The sequence below is a fragment of the Dolichospermum flos-aquae CCAP 1403/13F genome (assembly GCF_012516395.1).
Lineage (GTDB): Bacteria > Cyanobacteriota > Cyanobacteriia > Cyanobacteriales > Nostocaceae > Dolichospermum > Dolichospermum lemmermannii.
The window spans coordinates 4262912-4289379 of sequence record NZ_CP051206.1 but is presented as its reverse complement, the minus strand read 5'-3'; the positions used below and the strand labels follow the sequence as shown (position 1 = coordinate 4289379).

14 protein-coding genes and 1 pseudogene are annotated in these 26468 nt (G+C 38.1%); 4 read left to right on the top strand and 11 right to left on the bottom strand.

The annotated features are described in order from the left end of the window. Positions 1-3: 3 nt before the first annotated feature. Positions 4-267: a hypothetical protein gene (locus tag HGD76_RS20535; protein ID WP_168696866.1), complete on the bottom strand. Its 264-nt coding sequence runs from the start codon at positions 265-267 to the stop codon at positions 4-6. A 559-nt stretch (positions 268-826) separates the two neighbouring features. On the opposite strand from HGD76_RS20535, the gene HGD76_RS20530 reads away from it, so the two are divergent. After that, the gene (locus HGD76_RS20530) at positions 827-2227 is read left to right on the top strand and encodes a TldD/PmbA family protein (RefSeq protein WP_168696865.1); all 1401 of its coding nucleotides are present in this window, start codon (positions 827-829) and stop codon (positions 2225-2227) included. Positions 2228-2348: 121 nt separating this feature from the next. On the opposite strand, the gene HGD76_RS20525 is transcribed toward HGD76_RS20530, so the two are convergent. The 4 genes from HGD76_RS20525 to purS form a co-directional block, all read right to left on the bottom strand. Further along, on the bottom strand, positions 2349-5981 hold the full coding sequence (locus HGD76_RS20525; RefSeq protein WP_168696864.1) for a helicase-related protein: 3633 nt from the start codon (positions 5979-5981) through the stop codon (positions 2349-2351). Positions 5982-6104: 123 nt separating this feature from the next. Next, positions 6105-9143 (bottom strand): hypothetical protein, encoded by a 3039-nt coding sequence (locus HGD76_RS20520; RefSeq protein ID WP_168696863.1) that lies wholly within the window; start codon positions 9141-9143, stop codon positions 6105-6107. Between the two features lie 141 nt (positions 9144-9284). Then, positions 9285-9956: a phosphoribosylformylglycinamidine synthase subunit PurQ gene (purQ, locus tag HGD76_RS20515; protein ID WP_168696862.1), complete on the bottom strand. Its 672-nt coding sequence runs from the start codon at positions 9954-9956 to the stop codon at positions 9285-9287. A gap of 200 nt (positions 9957-10156) precedes the next feature. Continuing rightward, the gene (purS, locus tag HGD76_RS20510; RefSeq protein WP_041457555.1) at positions 10157-10435 is read right to left on the bottom strand and encodes a phosphoribosylformylglycinamidine synthase subunit PurS; all 279 of its coding nucleotides are present in this window, start codon (positions 10433-10435) and stop codon (positions 10157-10159) included. A 125-nt stretch (positions 10436-10560) separates the two neighbouring features. Here purS and HGD76_RS20505 point away from each other — a divergent pair, with 125 nt between their 5' ends. Next, positions 10561-11004 carry a Fur family transcriptional regulator gene (locus HGD76_RS20505; RefSeq protein WP_168696861.1) on the top strand — a complete coding sequence of 148 codons (444 nt, stop codon included), beginning with the start codon at positions 10561-10563 and terminating at the stop codon, positions 11002-11004. Positions 11005-11032: 28 nt separating this feature from the next. Here HGD76_RS20505 and HGD76_RS20500 read toward each other — a convergent pair whose 3' ends face one another. The 3 genes from HGD76_RS20500 to HGD76_RS20490 are packed head-to-tail and all read right to left on the bottom strand — an operon-like array spanning position 11033 to position 12575. Continuing rightward, positions 11033-12010, bottom strand: a complete 978-nt coding sequence (locus HGD76_RS20500; protein ID WP_148766401.1) for an SPFH domain-containing protein — start codon at positions 12008-12010, stop codon at positions 11033-11035. Then, entirely contained in the window at positions 11937-12143 is a 207-nt protein-coding gene (locus HGD76_RS20495) for a hypothetical protein (protein WP_168694558.1), read from the bottom strand. The genes HGD76_RS20500 and HGD76_RS20495 overlap by 74 nt, the downstream gene beginning before the upstream one ends. Next, positions 12144-12575, bottom strand: coding sequence for an NfeD family protein (locus HGD76_RS20490; protein WP_148766405.1), 432 nt, complete (start codon positions 12573-12575; stop codon positions 12144-12146). 215 nt (positions 12576-12790) lie between these two features. Here HGD76_RS20490 and HGD76_RS20485 point away from each other — a divergent pair, with 215 nt between their 5' ends. Both HGD76_RS20485 and HGD76_RS20480 read left to right on the top strand, forming a co-directional pair. After that, complete coding sequence (locus tag HGD76_RS20485; RefSeq protein WP_168696860.1) at positions 12791-14719, top strand: protein phosphatase 2C domain-containing protein; 1929 nt, start codon at positions 12791-12793, stop codon at positions 14717-14719. A 162-nt stretch (positions 14720-14881) separates the two neighbouring features. Further along, a pseudogene (locus HGD76_RS20480) lies at positions 14882-15343 on the top strand (ISAs1 family transposase); the annotation flags it as partial. A 366-nt stretch (positions 15344-15709) separates the two neighbouring features. On the opposite strand, the gene HGD76_RS20475 reads toward HGD76_RS20480, so the two are convergent. The 3 genes from HGD76_RS20475 to HGD76_RS20465 all read right to left on the bottom strand — a co-directional run bounded on the left by HGD76_RS20475 (position 15710) and on the right by HGD76_RS20465 (position 26468). Further along, the gene (locus HGD76_RS20475; protein WP_168696859.1) at positions 15710-17305 is read right to left on the bottom strand and encodes an MBL fold metallo-hydrolase; all 1596 of its coding nucleotides are present in this window, start codon (positions 17303-17305) and stop codon (positions 15710-15712) included. Between the two features lie 22 nt (positions 17306-17327). After that, complete coding sequence (locus HGD76_RS20470; RefSeq protein WP_168696858.1) at positions 17328-25655, bottom strand: non-ribosomal peptide synthetase; 8328 nt, start codon at positions 25653-25655, stop codon at positions 17328-17330. 63 nt (positions 25656-25718) lie between these two features. Continuing rightward, positions 25719-26468 carry an aspartate/glutamate racemase family protein gene (locus HGD76_RS20465; protein WP_168696857.1) on the bottom strand — a complete coding sequence of 250 codons (750 nt, stop codon included), beginning with the start codon at positions 26466-26468 and terminating at the stop codon, positions 25719-25721.

The following is a 26468-nucleotide window of genomic DNA, read 5'->3' as shown; positions in this document are numbered from 1 at the left end:
AGGCTATGAACTCTGCACAGTTGACTCTGCATAGCAACTATCACCAAATTCGCTACCTCTGGCACTAGGTACTAAAGTCCAACCTGCTTTAAAGAGTTTTTGATAAGTTGCCCAACCCTTAGAACCACGAGGGACGCGATAATCTGGAACTGAAAATTGCGGAAAAGCTGTGTAAGGCCGCCAAGGTTGTCCAGGTGAAGTTTGCAAGTACAAAATCTTTTCATCATCGCCGTTAGACTTAGATAACCAGCACATTTGTCGAACCATAGTGAACTCCTTGATTGTTTAGTTGAAATATCACAAGGACGCTAACTGCGGATATTTAGGATGGTGGGAAGTGGCTGTAAAGGTGTTTTTTATTCCCAATCTAAAATCCCAAATTGGTATGACAGGTTTTTGTGATGTCATCCGCAATTGTGATAAAGTTATTTTGTCCCTATGTTTAAGGCTGTAAAGATTATTTTTGTCAGATAAATTATTGAGGAAGGCAAACTCCTGTGGGCTGCTGTTTATGAAAAAAGAAAGATGAACAAGAACAATGGTTTTTTGGTTCTTGATGTTTTTTTACTGTGTGAATATTTTTCTCATGTTATCCACGGTTGCAAGAATTGGATGTATCCATAGTTACGATTTTGCAAAAATTATTAAAAATTCATTGGCAAGGGAATTTATACGTTAGGAGTTAAGAGTCAGAATGCTTGTAAAATAAGTATTAAAAGATTTTAACTTCTTCCAAAATGATCAAGTAAGCTGTTGTAAAGATTATGATAACTCCAAAATATGCTTTTCAATCAGAAAATAAATGTAATTTATAGCGATTTATAAAATGAAAACTAAACTTACTGACGTTCAAAATCTCCTCTCAGATTTAATTTCTCGTTACTCTTCCCGTGTGGATTACTTGATGATTCGCTTGGAAGAAGCCGAGGGAACAGATATTGTCTTGCGGGGTGATAAAGTGGAAACTCTCAGCGAGGGAATTTCTATTGGTGGTCATGTTCGCACTTGTTATAAAGGTGGTTGGGGATTAAGTAGTTTTAATAAATTAACAACCATTGAAGACCGCATAGAAGAAGCCATTGCCGCAGCCCGGATAGTGGGTGATGAAGAGACTATACTTGCAGCTATTGATCCTGTACAAGCTGTATGTAGATTGCCTTTATTGGGTACTGACCCTCGCCAGGTTTCGCTAAAGCAGAAAAAACAATTATGCGATCGCTATACTGACCTCCTGAAAACAGTTGATCACCGAATTACTACTACCTCAGTTCATTACAGTGACAGCACCCAAAGAGTCATTATTGTCACCTCTGAAGGAACTTTCATTGATCAATCTTGGGTAGATATGGAAATGCGCTTTGCAGCCACAGCCAGGAATGGGGACACTGTGCAAACTGGTAGAGAAACCACTGGTTCTCGCAAAGCCTACGAAGATCTAACTAATTTAGACAAACAAGTTAAAGGTGCAGCAGAAAGAGCAGTTACGTCTTTATTTCTACCATCCGTCAAGGGTAATACGTACACCGTAGTTATTGATCCCATTCTCAGCGGTTTATTTGTGCATGAAGCCTTTGGACATCTTTCTGAAGCAGATATGGCCTATGAAAACCCTGATATTCTGGAAGTCATGACTCTAGGACGACGTTTCGGCCCCAAAGAACTGCAAATATTTGATGGTGCTGCACCCCAAGGACATCGCGGTAGTTATTTTTACGATGATGAAGGTACACCTGCGACAACTACCCAGTTAATTGAAGATGGTGTATTAGTTGGGAGGCTGCATTCCCGTGAAACTGCTGGTAAATTGGCGGAGAAACCCACAGGTAATGCTCGTTGTCTTAATTATCACTATTCCCCCATTGTGAGAATGACAAATACCTGGATTGAACGGGGTAAAACTCCCGTCGCAGATTTATTTACGGGGATTAAAGAAGGTGTTTTTGCCCAAAATTGGTTAGGGGGAATGACGAATGGGGAAATGTTCACTTTCAGTGCTGGGGAAGCTTGGATGATTAGAAATGGCAAAATTGCTGAACCTGTGAAGGATGTAACCCTTTCTGGTAATGTTTTCCAAACCCTCGCAGATATCGAAGCCATTGGTGATGATTTTTACTGGGATGAATCCGGGGGTTGTGGTAAAGGTGGACAAAATGGTTTACCTGTCGGTTGCGGTGGTCCCAGTTTACGAATTCGGGATGTGGTGGTGGGAGGAGAAAGTGGAGAATAGTTCTTCCTTATCAAGATTGAGTCTAACATATTTTTTGGTGCAAGTCAATAGCTTCAACCCATAAAACGCGAAAAATTATCATTTATTTTAAATACTCGACTTCTCTAAGCAGTCGGGTATTTTATTTTTGGGGACTTATGGGAGATATTGAGGAAGAAAGAATTAAATTGAGGACATTTAACTCATGAGAATTTAATAGGTACTTTTCTGTAAATATTTTGTTTCTGATTTCTTCTAAGCTATAACTTCTAAATACCACAAAGGGAAATTCTTTGTAATTATGACCAATTGGTAAAACATTACCGACGGGATATAGTGAACGAATGTAGATAGATAAAATATCTTTAAAACGTTGATCTTCTGGTTCTTCAATTTCACTTTCAAAGTATTCTTTCATGACTTTACCACTAATAAACGCAAATAATGGTAAAGCATAATATTGATCACTGTGTTGACTTTTCTGGATAAAGTTCTGGGTTTTTGGTGGTGCGTTTCTGAGTCTTTCAACTAATTCTATGGCGTTTTTAACCGCATAAGTGAGACTTTCTGGATAGATTTTGCTTCTACTAATGTTTTTGAGATTTTCCCATAATTCTGCATTTGCGTATTTTTCAATATCTAATAATCGCATTTGATATGATTCTTCGATGTTTTGACTGGGTACTATTAATAAACCACCACTAATATAGCCTAATTCCAATGGTTTAAAATCCAGTAATTGATCAAAAGTTGTCGCAATTTCTAGAAATTTGTGATTGAAATTATCTCGAATAGCTAAATAACTTTCTTCTGTGGTTTTTTGTACCAGAAAATCACCATCTCCCATGAGTAATTCTAAACTGGTATAAGCTTGTTTTAATAACAGATGACTTTTGTTGATATTATATTCTTTTTTAAGTTGGTTAATCAGATTTGCGATTTGACTAGAAAAGGTTTCTCCAGCAGCTAAAACCGATTTTCCTCCAATGGGAATTAGAATATATTTTTTTCTACCAATCATACCATAACCTTGAATTCTTGTCATAATTGATGCTTTGAGAATTAAGAGGAGATTTAATAAACTCAAAACATTTTCCTGGACAGAGAGTTGGGGATGATCTTGATAATATATTGAACGTTCTGCTAAATAAAAAGTTAGGTATTTATCTTGATTATCTATAAGATCATTTCCTCTTCCTCTGTAAATTACTTGAATAATTTCCATGAGGTTTTTTTCAATTTCAAACTTAGGAATTTCTACTAAGATGTGTTTGGCTTTAGGAAAAGATAAACCGCGACTTCCTGAAGCTGTCATGAAAACGACTTTGACAGTTTCTTGATATTTTTTAATTTCTTGCTTTTCATGTTCAGATATATTTGCGTGTATTTCTAGGTAATGGATATTTTTGGTAAAGTTGTCTCTTCCTAACTTTGATTGGATTTTATCAATGAGTTCTGCTAATTTGGATTTATTTTGGATATAAACTATAACTTGTTCAACGTCAGATTTTTGCAAGAGATTTTGAATATCTTGGAAAATTTGAGTTTGTAATTCTTTCTCTAAATTAGATTTATCCCGTAATTTGGCTTTATCGGTAAATTGACAAGATTCAATGAGAATTTGATAATTAATAGTTAAGCTTTTGGCTGGGTATGTATTAGTATTAATAATGATAGCGGGTAAATTGTTAAATGTGAAAGATTCCACTGACAGAGGTTGAATATTTTCTTCTGCTTGACGAAAGAAAATTTTATTAGGTTCGGGGGTAGTATCTTCTAAATGTTGACGGATGACATTTTTATCAACTATAGAAGCATCAGCAACAATAATTTTAGTGTTAAAACCATTTCCAGGTTTTGTTAACTCATAACGGGTAACAATTTTTTGAATCCCAGCTAAAAATTCTACTCCTCCTTCATCTCCAGTAATTTCATCTATCATAATAAATAGATGTTTGATGCGACGAGAAATATTTTGCATTTTCTCTGGAAAAACTTTACTTTCTCTTTCGTTGTATGCGTCACAAAAAATTTTAGTAAGATGTTTTAACGTATCTCCATAGTCGGTTTTTTTCAATGACTGAGTGGAAGCTGTAGCAATAATCTGATTATATTTTTCACAGCTAATCAGGTTATACAATCCTTCGCAAATACTATTTAATACTCCTTTAGTTTTTTGTCCAATATCTTGAAATGTATGATCGGTAATATGTTCTAGTCTGTTTTTTCGTCGAGATTTTCTTTCCACATTTTTACTGTTGAGAAAATGAACTTCCCCTAAATAAAAATCATCTTCATGTTGGTTTGAGGTATATGCGACTGAACATTTACCATGATTATCTTGGATTAAGTTGCTGTGAGTATTTATTGCAAAAATTCTGTCATCAATCAATTTTTCATTTTGCTGATCTTTGAATTTTTCGATGATATCAAGATTGACTTGTTTGCGGGGACTGACGTAGAATAATAAGAAACCTTCATCTTTATATTGTGTGAGAAAATTCACAATAGCGGTAGTTTTTCCAATTCCTGGATTTCCGGTTAAGAAGATGTAGGTATTTTCAGAAAGGAGATATTTTTTAATTAGTTGATTATGTGCTTGTCGAAAGTTGGGATTTCCGATTAAGTGTAAATTAGAAATTAACTCTGATGGTACTGTGGCGACGGAGTTATAAAAATTGTTAATATGTTCTGTGTGAAGCGGTAAAATATTGATGGTATTTGGAGTAATCTCTAACAGTGAGTTGACAAATTCTTTTCCTTGATCAAAACTAATAGCAGCATTACGTTTAATTTTATCCAAGACTCGATGACGTGCTGATGTAATTTCTTCTTGGTTATCATGGTGTTTATATATTTGATAACAAGTTTGGAAAATGTCGAGATTTTCTGCTTGAATAGAGATAGTATTAAACGAGCGATCGCTGTATCCCACCGCATTACATACTAACTGTGATATATTGGGGATAATCGCCGTTTTTTCGAGAAACTGACAGAAGCTATAAATATAACCAGCAGCTTGAATTAATTTCGCGCTTTCCTTATCCTTAGATTTAAAAGCTGTAAAATATTCCTTTAAACTTGGGGAAAAATCTAAACCTAAAGATTCGGTATCAATTCGCAAACTAGAAAATACACTTTGAGAACGAATATAGTTAACATCTCGCATCAATAACCGGCGAATAATTTCTACATAGTCAATATTTTCTATATCCTCATCAGTGTGGATAGAAAACACCGATAAATCCAGACATAAAACCCGATATGTACGCCGATATTTTAGCAAGATTAAAGTATCTGCGTTGAGAAAATCACCTTTACTTTTATATATATTAATATCATCAAAAACATTGTCTAAATTTTCAAACTGGGAAAGAACATCCTTAAACCATTGTTTATTATTAACTTCATGAGTACCAATGCTATTATCACCATTGAAACAACATTGATAATATATAATTTCTAAATGTCGAAACTTTTCTTTTTGATCACATCCAATAGATTTGAGATATTCTTGGAAGAAGTTTAAACCACATAAAAACCCTTTTTGTACAAAAAATTGACACCAGGTTTCAGCTATTTTTTGATCTAATTTACTGACAACTTTCCTAACTATAGTTTTTCTGATTTCTGAAAATCTGAGATTTTTAAGTTCATCATGGTATAAGCTTCCAAACCGATTTTTGAGATTATTTTGTTGAATATAAGATAAAATTCCCATATTAAATCCTACCTCAAATAATCTTCCTAAATCATCGGCTATTTTTGCTGACATCTTTTTTTCCTCCGTAGGTTGGGTTGACACAAGGAAACCCAACATTAACATTATCAAAATTTTGTTGTTGGTTATTTTCAGATATGTTGGTTTAAGCGAAAACTCAATCCAACCGACAATTTTTTATTTGTCTTGTTTGTTGAGTATTTGTTTGATGTGAGTTAAAAATGCTAGGGAGTTGAAATTTCCTTTGCTGCGACTATGGGGAAATAACGCAACTTGACTAACTGATTCATCTCCGATTAAATTTTGATAGGGATCTAATTTTAATTGAATATCTCTCGACTTTTCATAACGAGAAAAATGAAACAAGGTTAAACATTGCAAAATTTCATTTTTTAATTGACTATCATCATAAATTAATCCGTTTCTGATATCTTTATCATCTAAAATACCATCGTAAATGTTTAATAATGTCGCATAAGACATGACTCCATGATAATGATTATCTTCAGAAAGTGCGATGCCATTGAATAAGTTAAAAAAGATGACAGATTTTTTATTCTTATCTTCTGCTAAGTTGGTAAGTTCCAGGGTGTCTTGAATATATAATGATGTTGATTTTATCCCGGAAACTTTTACTGCGTAGTATTTTTCAAAAAACATCGGATAAATTTTGATATCATGTTTTTCTTTTGTTAATGCGGTAATAACATTTTTCGACATAAAAAATAATTCTTCATCTTTTTCAGTTTGGGTAATATGTAATGTGCTGCTATAGGGAACTTTTGCGATATAAATAAAGTGTCTGTACCCTTTTTGATAAAGTTTGTCTACATTATCAACTACTACGGTAGGATATTCAAACATCTTATCATGATCATCAAAGTTTTCTGAGAAGGTTTTCAAAAGCTGAAATCTCACACATTTGGGTTTCATTTGTAAGGTAATAATTTCTCCCATGAGGTTAGATTTCTTCGCTTTTGTTACCCATGTACTATCAGTTTCTCGACTGGAAACTACGATAATTGCAATTTTATCAAGTTCCTGAAATGCAAATTTATCACTTTCTGATAACTGAAATTTTTTGGGGACAACTGAATACAAGGAACTCAGAACATTAGGGATTTTATATGTAACCTTATTAGTAATAACTATTCCCTGTTCATTACTGCGATATCCATCATTAAATAAATGAGATAATACTTTAGTTAAGGAAACTATAAATTTTTCTATTGGTGCGTTGTCGGTTTTTTCTTTAAGATGTATTCTTAAAAGAGGAATAAATACTTTGCTTTGTTTTTCAAGGATGACGTGAAGACAAATATACGCTAGTAAGCTATATGTTATTTTGTAAATAATTTCTTGATGGATTTCTAGTTTGTCATTTTCTGAACGTTGGGGGAAAATTAGTAATTTCCGATGTTGTAAGTTTTTGTTATAAAATTCACTCCCTTCTTTCATTGCTAAAAATATGACTGGTAAAACCTCAATACCTTGAGGAATATCATATTCCATCTCGAAAGTTTCTTTATCTTCTGTCTCTAAAAAATGAATTTCACTAATACTTATTTTTGCGGGAAGAGTAATCAGTAAGTTTTTCTGCGTGGTTGCATTTCCTATGTTGATATATTTCAAACAATCTTTAAAATTTCTTCGCAACGCATCTTTAAAGATTGTCTCTCTTTCGTTAATAGTGTCAATGTCATCTTCTAAAATACTATTCTTCACGGAAATATGTACAGGATAGTCTCTACTGGGAAATGGAGTTTCTCTTTTGATCAAACTTATTAAAACTTTTTTGAGAGTTTTGATTTTTTCCCTAACGTTCAATTTAGTAAAACCCGCTATCCAACTTTTAAATAGTTTCTTTTTAGCTTCATCATCACTCCCTCTTAATACTGGAAGTACATCTTTTTCAAATTTTTCAAGAGGATTATATTCTAACTCGCTTTGGGGGTGATAATTTTCTGCTTGGGAATTTTGACGAGATGCAAATATGAAATAATATAAAAAGGCTATTTTTAGAATTTTATAGACAAAATTAGATTTTCTTGAATCATCTGCAATTTCAGTTTTATGTTCTTGACTATCTGGATTTAAAAGATTGAGATGATAATCAAAAACTGTTTTACCTCCATAAGCTTGAACTTTACCATCAAATTTTAATTTCAACCCCAAGGTAAATTCTATTTTCTCTCGATTTGGATCTTCTGTTTCTCCTAAATAACCTTCAATGTTGGGAATAATCGGTAAGATATCATATGCTTCACTGCGAGAAAACATGGTTTGATAATTAACTGATATTCCCGCATAACTAACTTGATATTCTCCATCTGCTTTATTGCTATCGTTGATATGATCTTCTAATAGGTTCAATCTTCTAATTAGATCTTCTAAATATATCTTCCCTTTTAAGTTGTCATCACTAGCATTTTTATCAATGTTTTCTGAGAGAAATTCTAAATATTTGATTTTAGCTAATTTTTTTAATTTTCCTAATGTTTCTTGGTTAACTAGATTTTCTAAGCTGTAAATATCCGAGTTGGTATTTTTTTCTAAGTTATCAATAATATCCTCTAAATCTTCTCGATCTTGAGAATTTATCCCAGCAAATTTTATATCAATAAAATTATTAATTCCTGTTAATAGGGTTGATTGAAAATCACGAGGTTTATCTACAGAAAATTTGACATTATGCGCTTTTAATAGTTGTTTCTGTTGGCTATTTTCGTTTCTGTTAACTGTCAATCTTTGCTTTTCCAAATTTGTCGCAGGAGGAAATGGATAGGTAAAATCTAAAATTGGTGTTTTAGTTTTCTCATCTTTCTTATATTCTCCTTTGAATGTCTGCAAATCAGTCATTAATTTTTTAATAAATTCAACTCTATTTGTTGAGTGATTTTCAGGATTTTTCTGAATAGCTGCTGTTAAATGTTGCTGAATATCAGCAGTAATTTCTTTAATTTGTTGACTAAATGAATCTTGAGAACCGGAACTAAAATTTAGAGTAGCAGTACGCACTGATCTCTCATTTCCTAAAGGATTATATGGTTGTAAATCAATAACTTCATTCACTACTTGATTAATATTAATCAGTACCCTTTGATTATCTGGAGAAATTGTGAATATTTGCTTTTCTTTGAGAATTTTTAAGATCTTCACCAATAAATCAGTATAATCAACATGGGCTAAGTCTGGATTTATGGTTATTTTGTTCATTTGCACCCTTCCTTGTTGGTTCTAAAATTAATTACTATAAATAATAATGCCTTGCGATTTGACAAGTCAAGATATATAAATAAAAAATAAATTATAGATCCCCAACTTTTCCAAAAAGTCAGGGATCTGTTTATCAGTCAGTTACACCAAAGCCGCTACCTTCCCCAACAACCCCTCAAACAAACGCAAACCATCGCTATTCCCTAACGCGGAATCTGCTGCTCTTTCTGGATGTGGCATCATGCCCAAAACATTACCTTGCAGATTACAAATCCCCGCAATGTTATTGAGTGAACCGTTGGGATTTGTTTGATAACGAAATAAAACTTGTCCGTTGGCTTCGATTTCTGCTAAAGTGGTTTCGTCACCGTAAAATCGCCCCTCTCCGTGGGCAATGGGTAAAGTGATGATTTCCCCTTCCGCATAACCTTGAGTCCAAGGTAAATTATTACGCTCAACTTTCAAGGGAGAGCGATCGCATATAAAGTGCAAATCCTGATTTCTCGCCAATGCTCCCGGTAATAAACCAGCCTCAGTTAATACCTGAAACCCGTTGCAAATACCGATAACAAATCTACCCTGTTGTGCATGATTAATCACCTGCTGCATCACAGGAGAGAAGCGAGCGATCGCCCCACAACGCAAATAATCCCCATAACTAAAGCCACCGGGGACAATCACTACATCTATATCACTAATATCTGTCTCTTGATGCCAAACCATGCGCGTTGGTTGTCCTAGTAAATCTCTAGTAACATAGGCAACGTCACGATCACAATTAGAACCTGGAAAAACTAAAATACCGAATTTCATTGTTTGTCAGTTGTCAGTTGTTAGTTGTCAGTTGTCAGTAGGGGCGAAGCATTTGGAAGATAAATTATCGGTCATTGCCAAAAATAGTTCTCCAAATGCTTCGCCCGTACAGTTGTCAGTTGTCAGGGAATAGGCAAAAGGCAATAATTTTCCCTCTTACCCATTACCAATCACCAATCACCAATTACCCATTACCCATTTCAAAATACGCCAGTTTGTGATTCTACTTCAATCAAGTCAAAGCGATAATTTTCGATGACAGGATTTGATAACATTTGATCACAGATTTGATTTAAGTCTCGACGCGCTTTCATCTCATCAGGTGCGACAATAGTTAACTCAATGTACTTACCAATTCTCACCTGTTCCACGTTGTCGTATCCCATTTGTTTGAGGCCAGATTGTACAGCCACACCAGCAGGATCTAAAACTGAAGTTCTCAGGGTCACGAAAATTTTAGCTATATATTTTATTTGCACAGGCTTTTTGCTGAATGCTGCGATCGCTATCCTATAACTTTTATGGTCTAACTGAGTGAAAATATAATGAGGAGTAGGGGAATTCATGAATTCCCCCTACATAGATACAAATTTAACAAACATTTATGAGAGCCATACATACTCGTAGTCAAGAACGGATTTTAAACCTGTTACAAAATCTTAAACAAGGCATTTCTGCCCAGGATATTTACGTAGAATTACGTAATCTCAAACAAAGCATGGGTTTAGCAACAGTTTACCGTTCCTTGGATGCTCTCAAATTAGAAGGCTTAGTGCAAGTGCGAACTTTGGCAAATGGGGAAGCCTTATATAGCTTAACACAACAGGATAAACACCATCTCACCTGCCTACAATGCGGTATTTCTATTCCCATTCATCAATGTCCTGTCCATGAACTCGAAAACCAATTACAAACCAGCCATCAATTTAAAGTGTTTTATCACACTCTAGAGTTTTTTGGACTGTGTACAAAATGTCGAGTCAAGGAGTCACCGAGTCAGGAGTCAGGAGTCAGAATGAAGGAAGAAGGAAGAAGGAAGAAGGAATGAAGAAAGAAACAAGGAAAGAAGGAATTATTTAATTGCTGGGAAAGAGAGGTTTGGGATCAGAAGTATTATCTGAAACAATAGAACGAATACCTTCTAAAGTAGCGGGAATATTGCGGGGGTCCATAAACATCACCTTGCTGCTATCACTTTTACCAATAGTAGTCCCCATATCCAAATAATTTAATGCTAACAGCACATCCAGAGCTTTTTGAGCATCAGGGTTAGCTTTGATTCTTTGGGCAATAATTTCAGCAGATTCAGCGATCGCTTGTGCCTTTAAAACCTGTTGTTGGCGTTCTGCTTGCGCCCTGAGAATGATTGTTTTTTGTTCAGCTTCTGCCTGCATAATTACTGATTTTTGTCGAGCTTCAGCGTCCAAAAGTTGGGCATCAGCCTTACCTCTGGCACTATTAACCGCAGATTCCCTATCACCTTCCGAAGTTAAAATAGATGCCCGTTTGCGACGTTCCGCCGACATTTGTAATTCCATTGCTTCCCGGACTGCTTGAGAAGGAATAATATCCCTCAACTCCACTCGCGTCACCTTTACACCCCAAGGATCAGTAGAAACATCCAATTCCTGTAATAACAATTCATTGATTTGGGTACGGGCAGTAAAAGTTTGATCTAACTCCAATTGTCCCATTTCCGAACGAATTTGAGTCAACACCAAATTTACCATCGCCGATTGCAGATCCTCGACCTTATAGCGGGCTTTTTCCATATCTACAATCCGCCAATAAATCACCGCATCTACCTCAATGCCCACATTATCGCGGGTGATACACTTTTGAGGCGGAATATCGAGAACTTTTTCCCGAATAGTTTCTTGGTAGACAACTTTATCAATAAACGGGATCACAAAATTTAGCCCTGGGTGCATTTTTTTGTTATAACTACCCAATCTTTCCACCAAAGCTTCATTTCCCTGATTAACAACACGCACAGATCCAGCAACAGCAGAACCACCCAGCGCCAAAAAGACCAGTAAAAAAAACTGTTCCATAATAATTTTCTCCTAATTTACAGGTATTGACCATTAAAGCCAGAACTAACAACTGTACGGGCGAAGCATTTGGAGAACTATTTTTGGCAATGACCGATAATTTATCTTCCAAATGCTTCGCCCCTACTGACAACTAACTCAAAAAATTATCTGGAATGACAATTAAAGTCGTCCCTTCCCTTCTCACCACATAAACAGTTTGCTGAGGTGGTAAGCTGATTTTGTCGTCATCACATTTTGCTCGCCAAGAGTTACCCTCGTATAGTACCCTGCCCACCTGTCCCGGCAAAATTTCCGTTAAAGTTTCAGCTATGACTGCATCTTGAATTTTTGATTTCCGTCGTCGTGGTTGCAAAAACCGCCGAGACAGGATAATCAGAATTGTGGAAAATAAAAGCCAAGCTGTAACTTGTATCCACAAATTTCCTATCCCCAAGTAAGATAATAATCCCACCATCAAGGCACTAATACCCATCATGAAAGAAACAAAAGCTGATGGTAAAAAAAGTTCCGTTAAACACAGAACCGACCCTGCTAACAGCCAAATTAAGGTAAAACTTGGCATAACGCTTTTCCCTTACAATAGATTTACTCGTACTAATTTTATGAGAGACTGCAAAGAATCATGAAATCTATTCATCCATCCTTATCTGCGTTTATCTGCGTTTATCTGCGTTCAAATATTCTTAAAATCTGATTCCATGCAGTTCCATCTTAACTTGAGATTAGATACATCAATACAGTGAATATTTACAGAAAAAACTAATCATCAATTTAATTATGCTTTCTAATCAACGGATTATTAATTGCCCAAATTCCGAATGTGATCAACCAATTAACTCTGTGGGGGATACTATTTGCGATCGCTGTCACACTCCCCTAATTTACCGCTATCTCCGGGCAACTGGCAACCAAGTAGCAGAAATTCCCCCAGGAACAAAAGTAGCAGACAGATATGAAGTCATCAAACCACAAATTTGGCTAGATACCAAACCTGCAACCTTACCACATATACCTGCCCCACTGCCAAATATCGTTATTCCCTATCTCAGCTTATATTCACAACGTTTACATATTCCCCAAGCTTATGGGTTTACTTCCTTAGCAGAAATATATGGTGATATTTTACTGCTAGAAAATGCCCCCATAGATGAAATAGGCTGCATTTACCCGAAAATTACCGACTCCTGGGAACAAGCATCTCCCATCAGACAAGTTTACTGGTTATGGCAAATTCTCCAACTATGGACACATTTATCAAAATTAGGAGTTGCCCAAAGCTTACTATTAGCAGATAATTTATGTGTGCAAGGTTGGTGTATTCGGTTATTAGAACTGCATCAAAGTACAGAACCACCAACTTTACAAGATTTAGGTAATTCTTGGCGGAACTGGGTGACAATAGCCAAAACCACAATTGCCGAAAAACTAAACATCATAGTTGAGTTAATGTGTCAACCAGAAATTGATTTACAGATCATCAATACTCAACTTAATGAATTATTGCTAACAACAGCCGCCGACTTACCTTTATATTTAACCATAGCCGGGGCAACAGATCCTGGAAATGTTATTAAACATAATGAAGATGCCTGTTATCCCAGTCATCCGAGAGATATAGATGATCAATTACAACCACGACTAGCAATTATTTGTGATGGTATTGGTGGCCATGAAGGTGGTGAAGTTGCGAGTCAATTAGCTTTGCAGTCTCTCAAATTGCAAATGCGGGCTTTATTAACAGAGATAGGACAACAAACAGAACTATTAACCCCGGATTTATTATATCAACAAATAGAGTCTTGTTTGCGAGTCGTTAATAATGTGGTATGGTCGCGCAATGACGAGCAAAAACGCCAGGGCAAAGAACGCATGGCCACAACCTTAATCATGTCCTTGCAAATCCCCCAAAGAGGAGAACAATTAGAAAATTCCCACGAACTTTATTTAGCCCATATTGGTGATAGTCGGGCTTATTGGATAACCCAGAATTATTGTCAACTTCTGACTGTAGATGATGATATGGTAAAACGAAAAGTTGGTTTAGGGAAAACTTTATATCGTCAAGCATTGCAAATCCCAGAAGTCAAAGCCTTGACCCAAGCACTAGGCACAAAAGAAGCCGAATTTCTCAACTTTTCGATTCAACGATTTATCATAGAAGAAGATGGGATTTTATTGCTGTGTTCCGATGGTTTAAGCGATCGCAATTTAGTCGAACAATCCTGGCAAGACTACGCAATTCCCGTGCTTACAGGCGATTTAGACATAGCAGATGCTACCCAGGAATTAATTAAACTCGCCAATGAAAAGAATGGCCAAGATAATATATCTGTAGTATTGACCCTTTGTCGTGTGGCCAAACCATCCTCAATGGCAATTATCCCCGCACCTCCGGCAGAAATTATTCCTCCCCAACCCTTAGCTGTTCCCGATTCAGAAGCATTAATTATCACAGCATCCATAGAAACAGATTTAGCCGCAAGTTCCCAAGCCCTGCTTGATTTAAGTCTGACAGAAGCACAGACAGCACCGATAAAACCATCTAGAAGCAAAGGTTTGGGACTATTTGCGAGATTATTAGTTTTGTTGCTGGGAAGTACCACTGTCGGTTTATTTGCTTGGTGGCAATTATCTCCCCAATCATTCTCACAAGTCTGTCGGCAACTTCCCCAAAAGGTGCGAGAATTCTGTCCAGGCAGGGAGTAGGTAGGGGAGGTAGGGGAGGTAGGGGAGGCAGGGAGTAGGTAGGGGAGGTAGGGGAGGTAGGGGAGGCAGGGAGTAGGTAGGGGAGGTAGGGGAGGTAGGGGAGGTAGGGGAGGTAGGGGAGGTAGGGGAAGTAGGGGAAGTAGGGGAAGTAGGGGAAGTAAGGAAGGACATCACCGCATCGAAAATCGGACAGTTTATACTGTTCCAATTTCACAATTACCAGCACTTTATGAACAAAACCAATGGGCAGGATTAACAACAGTAGTCATGGTAGTTCGTAAGGTTCAGCATTGGAATAAAACTACCCATGAAATTCAATTTTATATTACTAGTCTTGATAGTGATGCTAACAAAATTGGTAGTGCAATTCGACAGCATTGGGGGATTGAAAACTCTGTTCATTGGACATTGGATGTCACTTTCCATGAAGATGAATGTCGAATTCGTTCCATGCACAGTCCACAAAACTTTGCCTTACTACGTCGTATTGCCCTCAATGCCTTAGACAGAGAACCAACTTTTCGTCGCAGTATTCGACAAAAATCACGACGAGCTGCCATGAATGATCAATACATGGTTTCTGTGTTAGCAGCATCCATAGCAAACTATTCTCCTCTACTGTAATTCTTCTGTCAATAGCGTTTGAGATGCGCTAACCCTGATTGGTACACCGGCTGAAACCCCCAAACCCCGTGGAAAGTCTCCTGGCTGGCCCTACTGGGAGAATCCGCTTACGCAGAATTCGCTACCCTACAGTCAAAAAAACTACTCCTAGACCAAAGAAGGAACAACCTAAATCAGCCTAACCTCTTAGTTTTTCTAGTTTGAGCTATGTAATTTGTCAACTCAGTCCTTCTGGGTCATTTTGTCATGCCTTAGTCTAAACTCCAGTGGCACGGTGATGCCAAGTGCAATCTTATTTGCAATTAATTTGAGCCAAAAATTGTCTTGTTTGCAAGCCGGAGTGTTTATGTTTGCGAACCGTAACACCTACTTATTGAGCCGACACAAAATTTCCTTGTAACCAAACAATTGTTCTGAAAAAATTCCCTTGCTATTACATTCGTCAATTAACTTCTTCGACTCTGCCATAGGTCCGTCAAAATCAGGAACCATCATATAACTTAACCAAGGTTCATAGCCCATTGCATAGACATACATAGAGTTAGGTTTCAACTGTTCAACCATACTACTGGCAATTTCAAAGTTAGCTCCTCCCACTTGTCTATCATTATCCATTTTGCGACTTAAAGGTTTACATAATAATGAACCATAAGCCCAACTCAAAGGTGCTCCATCAGATTGTAGTCCTAAAAATAAAGCATCAATCTTATTAACTGAATTGCATATATTTTTACAAACATGAGGATCACGAATTCTAGAGTCCGCTGAAACCATGACTGAGCGACCTAACAAAGTGATTAAATAAGCGATTTTACTTCTAATATTTAAATCTCCATGTTCACCCAAAAATGGCAACCCAGTAATGCTACCCCCTGTAATATCTATCTCTTCCATTTCATCAATTTCTCTCACATCCTTAAAACCAATACTCTGTAAAATAAGTTTCATGGCAGGATCAGCCAGACTTCCGCCATTATTTTTAGGAACAATCACAGTTTTCACCCGATGTCTTAGCTGTAATAATGTTTCAATTACACAGTGATCATGATGGTGGTGAGTAATCACAATGTAGTCAATAATGGGAGGTAAATCAGCGTAGGTATAGCGATCGCTGGCATTGGGGTAATTATAACTGATAAGTGGATCGCAGAGGATATTCACATCTTTTGATTCTATCAACAGACAAGCATGGCCAAAATAACGGACTCTGACACCATCTTGATCAAATTGACGGGGTTGCTGATGGGGAGGCTCTTGTGTAAAGAAACTTACAAATAGTGTTTCATCTTGATCATCAATATCTAATTTCTCTTTAATTTCTTGCAAATCACCAGGAACATATTTCATTTTCGATAGTTGATCTAAAATCTGATGTTTGAATGGGATATGCAGATGTAAATTATCAGCTTGCTTTAATCTAGGCGTGCTAAAAATAAAAGGTCGTTGATCCTGTTCAACAACATACATTGCAATACTTTGGGAAACCTGATTACAATAAACACTGTGGTACAAAAGCCCCTCCATTAAACGCATCGCTGGATGATTATTTAAATCATAATTAAGTTCAACAAATCCCTGAAGAGACTGAGGAATTTTTGCATATATTTCTTCTAAAGAAAAACCACTAGCTTCTGTCTCTAGATATTCATTCAGGATTTTAATAGCTTCAGCAAGCTCTAACATATGTGCTTGTTTTGTCCTCAAGTATTCAATCAAATCCTTAATATCACTAGCAGCACTTTCATCATGATTAACAAAAGGTCCCGCCATCATCTTTGGTGATTTGAGGGCGGAAATATGCACTTTTGGGGCAGACACAAAAGACTGCATAATCTTTAAATGGGAATTGAGAATATACATAGCTGCCGTAGCTGGAGCTATCAAATAAGACCAAGCGTGCCACTGATTAACTAACGGTTCTAAAACCACATTTTGTTTGAGGTAAAACTTTTCATCTGACATGAATTTTCTCCTTAAGAAAAATTTAATTTAAGTAGCCTTGTAAATGTGCTGCTAATTCCTTGACATGAGGATTAGCCATGATGGAATAATGACTTCCCGGAATCAGATGACAGACCACAGGTTCGGTGGAAAATTGATCCCAACCCAGGGTAGGTTCATTTAGCAGTGAATTACCTGCAAAGATGATAGAATTATTTACTCGTTCAGCAGACTTAAAGAGTGTAATTGGCAAAGCCAACCGTTCTGAACATTGATAATTTACAGCACTTGTATGTTGAATTTTCGTCAGTTCAATCAATTTTTTTAACTGGGTTTCACTGTCTTCAGGTGCTAAAATACCATTTTGGACAAACTGATTTTCCACGTGGCTAAACTGCTCTTTTGGAGATAAACCATTTAACATTTCAGAGGAGATATCCAAGGTGATTCCCAAGGCTTCTGCTGCTCCAGAGGCGATCGCATTTAACCACTCAGCATCATGCCAATCCCCAGGGGTGAAAACTTGCTGAATAGGCACAGGAGCAGTAGCATCAACAATGGCCAAGAATTTAATTTCTTGTCCTTGCGCTAACAGTTGTCGGGCGATTTCAAAAGCCACCTTACCCCCCAAGGAATGACCACCCAAAATATAAGGACCTTGGGGTTGGACAGATCGAATAGCTTCAAGATACCTAATGGCCATATCCTCAACCCGACTTAAAGGTTGAGATTGATCATCTAATTCTTGAGCCTGTAAGCCATAGAAAGGCTGCTCTAACCCCAAACAACGAGAGAGTTCATAGAATTGTACCACACTACCCCCTGACCCTGGAATAAAAAATAGGGGCAATTTTGAGCCTTGGGGTTGAATGGGTATTAAGCAAGATGATTGCTGGGTACTATCTGAGCGAACTAATTGCCGGGCTAAATTCTCTATGGTTGGGGCTTGGAAGAGGGTAGCCAGGGGTAATTGTTGACCAAATACCTTTTGCACCCGTGACATCAATTGTACTGCCAGTAGGGAGCGTCCACCTAGTTCAAAGAAATTATCACGAATACCAATCCAGTCCAGATGTAAAACCTCAGACCAAATTTGAGTTAATTGTCTTTCTACAGGAGTACGAGGAGGAATATACTTTAATGACGGACTTTGAGCCGATGGTGCTGGTAACGCCCGACGGTTAATTTTGCCATTGGGGGTTAAGGGCATTTGCTCAAGTGAGACAAAAATACTCGGCATCATGTAATCAGGTAGGGTCTTGAGGAGGAATTGAGATAACTCATGGGGAGTGGGTGAAGACAATGGGGAATGGGGAACAATGTAACCCACAAGGCGCTGATTTTCCTCTGTTCCGTCTAGGACGACCACCGCTTGCTGAACCTGGGGATGTTGACTCAGTACCGCTTCAATTTCCCCTAATTCAATGCGGAATCCTCGCAGCTTAACTTGATAGTCAACACGCCCCAAAAATTCTATATTTCCATCAGCTAAATATCGGGCTAAATCACCTGTTTTATAAAGACGAGCTTGCCTATCGCTCTCAAAAGGATTCTGTATAAATTGCTTTGCTGTCAACTCAGGACGGTTTAAGTATCCCCTAGCTAAACCCCTGCCTCCAATATATAACTCTCCTGGAACTCCCACAGGCAGAGGATTTAACCATTGATCCAAAATATAAATCTGAGTATTGGCTATGGGTTTACCAATGGTAATACTGGTTTTCGGATCATTGTGATTCACAATTGCCGTAGATGACCAAATAGTCGCTTCAGTTGGTCCATACATATTGTAAATATGGGCATTGATAGATGTTCCCAACTGTTTAACTAAAGTTGGTGGTAACGCTTCTCCACCCAACATTAAATATTGTAAACAACTCAAGCTCTCAATACCATTGGGCATCAACGTCATCATTCTGGCTAAAGAAGGAGTACATTGAAGATGGGATACTTGATAGCGCTGAATTTGGTTCAAAATACCATAATCTTCAGGATTAACACCACTATTACTCAGTTTTTTGACTTGATTGAGCTTTTCTAAACTAGATAAGGCCGAATTAACATCTACGCCAAAATCAATTAAACATCCCACTTCATCAACACCAATGGCTTTAAGATTGTCAATCATCGTCAAACATTTGGCAGGAGTTCCTAATAGTCCACTGGTGGCAAAATAACGCTCAAAGGCATGGGATAGCAAAGTCTTTCGATCCTCTGGGGCAAATTCATCAAGCTGCGCCTCAAATTGAGTTCCTTTGAGCATCTTTTGAATTAGTTCCATAGATTGCTCTAAATAATTATACAGGGGAATACGTACCTGTTCCCGCACTGTGTCTTCGTCATCGCCAACAAAGGTATGTAGCATCAAAGTAATATGACCATTACCCGGATGTCCTTGTTGTTGCCAGGCCTGACGATAAATTTTAATTTTTTCTGCCAGTTCTTCCACACCTTGTCCTAAAAGATGTGTCAGCACATTTAAACCCAACTCTCCTGCTAATCGGAAGGTTTCGGGATTACCAGCAGCAGTTAACCAACTTGGTAATTCGGCTTGAATTGGTTTAGGGAAAGTTCTAACTTCTGTGGGAATACCATTGCCATTTTTGAGGGTGATAGATTCCCCTCGCCAAAGTTTGCGGACAGTTTCGATCTGTTCCACGAGGAGTGATTTACGACGTTGATAATTGTCGGGAGATAGTACAAAGTCATTGGGTTGCCAACCACTGGCAAAAGAAATTCCCACTCGACCATGAGATAAATTATCTACAAAAGCCCATTCTTCGGCGACGCGAATTTCTTGATGTAGTGGTAGAACCACACTACCAGCCCGAATTTTTACCTGTTTAGTTACTGCGGCGATCGCGGCACTCGCCACCGCCGGATTAGGATAAATCCCCCCAAACTCATGGAAATGACGTTCTGGTGTCCAAACTGCCGTAAATCCATGTCCATCAGCAAATTTAGCCCCTTCAATCAACAACTTGTAACGGTTTTCTCTTTGATCATTGCCTGTATCATTGTCATTGGCAAAATAGAACAGGGAAAACTCCATTGTTTTTTCTGGTATCCGTGTCGCTGGAACTGTAGCCGCAATGGTTTTCTCTGGCTCTGGTTGAATAACTACCTTAAACCCCCGTGCCAATGTCCAGAATAATTCCAGAATCGAGATATCAAAGGAAATAGTTGTCACAGCCAGCCAGGTTTTTGTCGAGTGAGAACTGCTTTGTGTGCCTAGTCGCTGATCCATGCCCACAAAGAAATTAGCAACTTGACGATGTTCAATCATCACCCCTTTGGGTTGTCCAGTTGAACCAGAAGTGTAGATGAGATAGGCTAGGTTTTCACCTTTTACCGATGTCCCCAGATTAGTGTGATTTTCCTGGGCAATGTCAGCCCAATCAGTATCTAAACAGATGACCTTAGCCCCATGACTAGGTAAATTCCCCTGGAGACGTTCCTGGGTTAATAACAGTGGTAATTGGCTATCTGAGAGGATAAAAGCTAATCGTTCTGGGGGATACTGTGGGTCAAGGGGAATGTATGCTGCGCCGGCTTTGAGAATTCCTAATAACCCCACCATCATTTCTAGCGATCGCTCTACACAAATACCCACTAACATTTCTGGTCTGATGCCTTGACGCTGTAAGTAATGTGCTAATTGATTTGCTCGGTGATTGAGTTCTCGGTAAGTTAACTCCTGATTTTGGCAAATTAGGGCGATCGCTTCTGGTGTTCGCTCTACCTGTTGTTCAAACTGTTGATGCAAACAATGATCTGGGTTATAGTCAACTTCTGTATGATTCCAGCTAACTAATAGCTGGTGTGTTTCCTGTGGTGTCAATAGGGGCAATTTACTGACACACTCTTGAGCATTGGTGACAATCTCCGCCAACAATATCTGGAAATGGCCGATCATGCCAGCGATGGTTTCTGGTTTAAATAAATCTGTGTTGTACTCCCAAAAGCCAGACAATCCAGACTCAGTTTCTACCATTGAAACAGTGACATCAAATTTTGCTGTGAGGATTTCCGACTTCAGGGGAGTAGAAACAACATCTGGTAAATCTAGTGAAGTGCTGGCTGCATTTTGCAACGAAAACATCACCTGGAATAGAGGTGAATGGCTGAGATTTCGTTCTGGTTGCAATACTTCCACAATTTTTTCAAATGGTACATCTTGATGGGCATATCCTCCAAGTGTTCCTTGCTGTACCTGCCTCAAAATATCTATAAAAGTGGCATCTTCTCCAAACTGAGTTCGCAGCACCAACGTATTCACAAATAAACCAATTAAAGGTTCAATCTCAGTGCGATTACGATTAGCCATGACAGTTCCCACTATCATGTCATCCTGACCACTATAACGATTGAGTAAAATCAGGAAAGTGCTACACAACACCATAAATAATGTCGTGTCTGTAGTTTGGGTAAGTTGTTTAAGTTGATGAATCAATTCACCAGACAGTTGAAAAGATTGCTGTGAGCCGCGAAAGGTTTGCACCCCAGCACGGGGATAATCAGTAGGCAATTCCAGCACTGGAGGAGCGCCTAAAAGGTATGTTTTCCAGTAGGTTAACTGCCGTTCCAGAATGTCCCCCTGTAACCATTGACGTTGCCACTGGACAAAATCTGCGTACTGGATGGTTAAAGGTGGTAAAGGAGAGGGCAACCCCTGGACAAAGGCAGTATAGAGCCTGGATAACTCGTTTACCATGACTCTGATAGACCAGCCATCGCTAACAATGTGATGTATGGTGACAAGGAGAATATAGTTATTTTCACCTGTGTGCAGTAGTAACGCCCGAATTAAAGGAGACTGAGTTAAATCAAAGGGTGTTTGCGCCTCTTGGATGAGTCTTTGCTTAATTTCAATAGCTAATTTATCACCAGAACTTATTTTTAGGCTGTCTTGAATTAAACCAAAATTTGATGCTGTGGCAATTACTTGTATGGGCTGGCCATCAACAGTGGCAAAGTGAGTTCGCAATATTTCATGACGGTGGACAATCTCTTGAAATGCCCGTTCTAAAGCCTGAATATTTAAATCTCCTTGCAACTGAATTGCCATCGGAATGTTATACGCTACTCTACTCCCTTCTAACTGATCTAAGAACCACAAACGTTCTTGTCCCCAACTTAGAGGTAAGGAACTATCCCTTGGTAGTGCAACTACAGGCGGTAAAGGTTGATTTAGAGGTGAATCTGTCCCGGAATTATTATTTAACCATTCCTGAATAATTACATCCAAATCAGCAACATTTGGTGATTTAAATATTGTTTCTAAAGGTAGTTCGATTTGAAAAGTTTCTCGAAATCGAGAGATAATTTGAGTGGCTAAAAGCGAATGTCCGCCGAGTTCAAAGAAGTTATTGTAAATACCTACCTGTTCTATTTTTAAAACAGCCGCAAATATATCAGCAATTTGCTGTTCTGTCGGTGTACGGGGCGCAACAAAATTGTTTTCCTCTATTAAATCTTGTTCAGGAGAGGGTAGGCTGCGATGATCAATTTTGCCATTTGGTGTTAATGGCATTACGTCCAACATGACAAAGATATTTGGCACCATGTAATCTGGTAGCCTGTTTTTGAGAAACTGCCTTAATTCTGATGTAGTTAAGGTATTGTCTTTAGACACTAAATATGCTATCAATCGTTGATTTCCCGAAGGGTCTTCACGGGTAATAACGGTGGTTTCCTGTATTTGAGGATGCTGACTTAAATGGGCTTCTATTTCTGAGAGTTCAATTCTAAACCCGCGAATTTTCACTTGACGGTCAAGACGACCTAAAAATTCGATGTTACCATCGGGCAAATATCGGGCTAAATCCCCTGTCTTATATAGTCTTCCCGCTTGAAAGGGATTTTCGATAAATTTTGCGGCTGTCAGTTGCGGTTGGTGGGAATATCCCCTAGCTATACCGACACCACCAATATATATTTCCCCTGGTACTCCTACTGGTACAAGTTGTAAGGCGTTATCAAGAATATAAATTTGTGTATTAGCGATCGCTCTACCAATGGGAACTACTGCATTAGTGTTGTCCGCTGCTGGGAAACAAACTTCCGCCACGGTGGCGCAAACTGTAGCTTCACTCGGTCCATAGGCGTTGAAAAAATGCCGCCCTTGACTCCAAATTCGAGCCAGAGGTTCAGGACAGGCTTCTCCAGCGACAATTACCTGTTTTAGTGTTGGTATCTGCTCTGGGGGCAAAATTGCTAAGGCTGAAGGGGGTAAGGTAATGTGAGTAATACCATGATGAGCAATCGTCCGTTGCAAATCTACACCGGGCATTATTTGTTGTGATGGTGCTAATACCAGTTGAGCGCCAGATACCAAGGCCATGAAGATTTCGGAAACGGAAGCATCAAAACCAAAAGCCGCAAATTGCAGGACGCGACTATCACTTTCTACTTTAAATAAGTTTTGTTGAGCTAGAGCCAGATTACCAATACCCTGATGAGTTACTAAAACGCCCTTGGGTTGACCAGTAGAACCGGATGTATAAATCACATAGGCCAAGTTGTGGGGTTGGACTGTGGGGACAGGATTTTCACAGCTTTGGGTAGCAATTTCCTGCCAATCACTATCTAAATAGACTACCAAGGCATAGGAGGGAGGCAAATTTTCCTCCAGTGATTCGGGGATTAACAACACGGAAACCGCAGCATCTTTAAGGATGTATGCTAAACGTTCTTCTGGATAATTGGGATCTAAGGGAACATAAGCCCCACCAGCTTTGAGAATTGCTAACAAACCCACAATCATTTCCAGAGAACGATGTACACAAAGTCCTACTAATACTTCTGCACCAACCCCTATACTTTGTAAATGATGGGCTAATTGGTTTGCGCGATCGTTTAATTGTTGATATGTGAGTTGCTGTTCTCCGTATACTACCGCCACAGCGTCCGGTGTCAGCATCACCTGTTTTTCAAATATTTGATGAATGCAAACATCTTGTGGATAGGGAGCGGCTGTATGATTCCAGTTATTTAACAGTTGTTGTTCTTGTGTCGTTAACAGTGGTAACAGGTTAATCTTTTCCTGGGGTTGGGTAGCGATCGCCTCCAACAACACCTGAAAATTCCCGACCATCCGCGCTATGGTATCAGCATCGAATAAATCTGTGTTATATTGCCACATTCCTGTCAAACCTGACTTGGTTTCTGACATTGATAAGGCTAAATCAAATTTAGCTACCTGAGTTTCAGACAACAAGGGTGTTAATGTGACATCTGGTAGTTGTAAGGTTTCAGTGGGAGTATTCTGTAACACAAACCACACCTGAAAAATCGGGGAATGGCTTAAATTTCGTTCTGGTTGTAATGCTTCGACAATTTGTTCAAAGGGTAAATCTTGATGGGTGTAACTTTCTAGCGCCCCTTGTTTTACCTGTTGTAACAGTTCCAGGAAAGTGAGATTTTGCTCAAACTTTGCCCGGAGAACTAAAGTATTGACAAAAAAGCCAATTAATGTTTCTAGTTCAGGTTGGCTGCGATTGGCCACAGATGTACCCACCACCACATCTTCCTGATTACTGTAACGATGGAGTAATGTGGCATAGGCCGCAAACAAAACCATAAATAAGGTGCAACCATTCTCCTGTGCCAATTGTTTCAGGGCAATGCTCAAATCAGCCCCAATTGCAAATCGCTGATTCTGTCCTGAGAATGTCTGAATTGGTGGACGAGGATGATCTGTAGGTAATTTGAGAAATGGCGACACACCAGCTAAGTAATTCTTCCAATAGGTAAGCTGTTTATCTAATCTGTCTCCTTGCAGCCATTCCCTTTGCCACTGGGAAAAGTCAGCATATTGAATATCTAATTCTGGCAGCGCATGGGGCTGACTTTCAATAAAAGCTCGGTATATTATAGACAACTCTCGAATGACAATACCCACAGACCAAGCATCTGAGATAATATGGTGCATTGTCACCAACAGTACATATTCTTGAATATCAGTTTGTAAAAGTGTAGCTCTGATTAAGGGAGATTGAGATAGATCAAAAGGTGTGATAGCTTCCTTTTTCATCCATTTTTGAACGTTTATCTCCCGTTCAGTTGCGGGCAAATCTTCTAAATTAATACAATGTAGGGTGAAATCTACATCTGTAGAAATTACCTGTACTGTTTGACTATCGAGAATCTGAAAACTCGTTCTTAACACCTCATGACGTTGAAGAATTTCGTTTATAGCTTTTTCTAGAACTTGAATATTAATTTTTCCACTTAAACGAATTGCCGCAGACATATTGTAGGTAGCATTAGCTCCTTCAAGTTGGTTAAGAAACCATAGTCTTTCTTGGGAAAAGGACAAGGGAAAAACAAAGGTTTCTGATGCGGTTGAGAGTAAGGTATTATCAGTCATTTCTAAAAATACAATTTAGGTTTTTCAGGGTTGTACTAGTTAGCAGTCAGAATATTTATTAACTCAGGCAGAAATTGTAGTGAGATTGAATGAATTTTCACCCAGGAATTTCTCTAATCTGGTGGCAATAATCATCAGAGGATCTAAGAAAATACTATGATCAAAATATTCTTGATTTTGATGGTTTTGAGAGTGAATATAGCGGTTGAGTAAGTGGATTTCTGTGCAACCGGATATAAGGGAATTTACATGATATTTATTCATAAGAGTTTTCAAGAAAATAGTAGCTGAATCAAAGCTTTGTTTATTAACCTTGATTTGATAAATCATATTATGGATGGCATTTTGGTCTTGTTCATCGGGAATAATAATATTATCCGCCGTCATCTGCCATAATTCACTACTTTGGAATATTTTTAGTTGATAAGTTCCATTTGTACATAAAAGCAAATGACGACCTTTACAACTCCACACTTCTTGTAAACAAACATCAACTAAAGAAATGATTTTTTCCCTGATGTTGCTGGGTAAGTATGGCAATAAATAATGAGATGTAAAACAACAAATAACAATCTTAGAAACTTGTAAATCGCTCAATTGATGGGCTGATTCAATCAAATTCCTCAACAATAAATCATAATTCCCTTTGAGCAGAAAACTTGTTCTATCAGGAATGGAAGGATTAGAATTGAGCATAATTCTGGGTGCGGTTTGTTCTTTGTCTCCGGCAATATTGTACTCATAAATAGTTTTCACAAATTCTGCTGATGCTAAAGGTCCCATTCCTCCCAAAATACCTAAAATTTTATCCAT